Here is a 1,562-nt window from a genome sequence, read left to right on the forward strand (position 1 = left end):
CTCCACCGCTTGTAATGTTCGATTCTATCCCTTCTTTTTTGAGGATTTCAATCAATTTTAAAGCCTGGGGATAACTTAAACCTTCTGCTGTGAATAACGCCATATTTACCTTTCGACTTTTGCCTTTTAACTTATTATGCAGTGGTTAAAGATTGCCCTACAGAACTATTATCCACCAATCAGACGAGCGTATGGTAGCAAGTTTTTGAGGCAGGAGGAGAAATTACATTTCTATGCCTTATTTTAATGCGATGTCCCGGTAATTCAGAACATCGCTTTTTATTTAACGGAACTTAAACGCACTAACAGTTGCCACCGTCAGCCCAACGTCAGAACTCGCAAGCTGTTGCAGATTGCGCTGCTCATCCAGCAATTTAGAACGAATATCGTCCATCTTTTGCTGTAGTTGCGATCGCCCTTCACCACCCAGATTCTTATCAACAATTGCCGGATCATCCACAATCGAATTGAGATGCTCCATCATCGATTGCAAACTACCGCCAGCTTCAGGACTAGCATTCGCCAGCAAAACCTGTACCTTCTGGAGATGTTTCAGCATCTTCTGTTTGAAGCGCACTGGCTTTCGCCCTGGTTCCCAATCTGCCAACTCTTCAAGTAACTGCGCGGCGAGTTGTTCACCACCAGCAATTGCCGCTTCCTTGAGCCGTTGTTCTAGATTTTGGTCGTACTGTTGAATGAACTGGGTGATTTGGTTCAAGCACTCGGCTTGTTGTTCATTCAACTGTTCTGATAAAGCCGGAATGATCACGGGACGACCAATAATCACCTGCAAACAATCCTCTAACTCGCTCAAACTTGGAAATGCTCTCAACAAATTAGCTTTTACTTCCGCTTGCCTATCTTGTGGCAGTTCCCAAGTGTTCAACGAAATGAAGTTTTCTATCCGTTGCTGATAATCTTCCAAGCCTTGCTCGTACTCATCTTTTAACTTGGCTCGAAGTGCTGGCGCGATCGCATCTCTAATATTAAGTAATTGACTCCATACCAGGGGAGCCAAATCAATCGGGCAAATCCAATCACCGTTATCGCTGGTCATCCATTCCTGAACAGAAGCGATTTCTTGTCTGAGTTGGCTTGCAGCTTCATTGAGAGCTTTGAATACTTTGATGCCACGCAAACCTACTTCAGAATTAGTCACTTTGATGAGGTCTGATTCTGTGCCAGTATCTTCAGATTTCAAAACATCTGCCCATTTTGGTGCGGCACTTATGGTGCTGTTTTTGATTCTGATGCTAAAGCGAATACGGGTTTTATTTAGTTTTGAGAAATTGATTCTTTCAACAGTTGCATCAGCAAGAAATGTTTCTGATGGTGCGATTGCTTGTACCATTCTTCAGTACCATTACTAAGTTTTCTCTCAATCGTTAGCGAAGCGTTTCCCTGCAAGAATAAAGCGAGTAGAATAATTTTTTCCAAACAAAAATCATCTTTTTGAATTCAAAATGCAAAATTCAAAATTCAAAATGAAGAATCAGGAAGATTTTGAATTTTATTAATTTTAAGTACAAACCCCCATTAATCTCTTTAATTTTGAATTTTGA

At 41.2% G+C, this 1,562-nt stretch carries 1 protein-coding gene; it reads right to left on the reverse strand.

The window, feature by feature from the left end; all coding sequences use genetic code 11:
- Window positions 1-283: 283 nt before the first annotated feature.
- Window positions 284-1,351 (reverse strand): hypothetical protein, encoded by a 1,068-nt coding sequence (locus H6G28_RS36395; RefSeq protein ID WP_190594344.1) that lies wholly within the window; start codon window positions 1,349-1,351, stop codon window positions 284-286.
- Window positions 1,352-1,562: the final 211 nt, after the last annotated feature.

It is taken from the genome of Nostoc sp. FACHB-190, from assembly GCF_014696905.1.
Taxonomy (GTDB): domain Bacteria; phylum Cyanobacteriota; class Cyanobacteriia; order Cyanobacteriales; family Nostocaceae; genus Nostoc_B.

Bases quoted from the DNA above. Each gene is read 5' to 3' on its own strand.
- H6G28_RS36395 (WP_190594344.1), bottom strand. From the start codon at position 1,351: ATGGTACAAGCAATCGCACCATCAGAAACATTTCTTGCTGATGCAACT.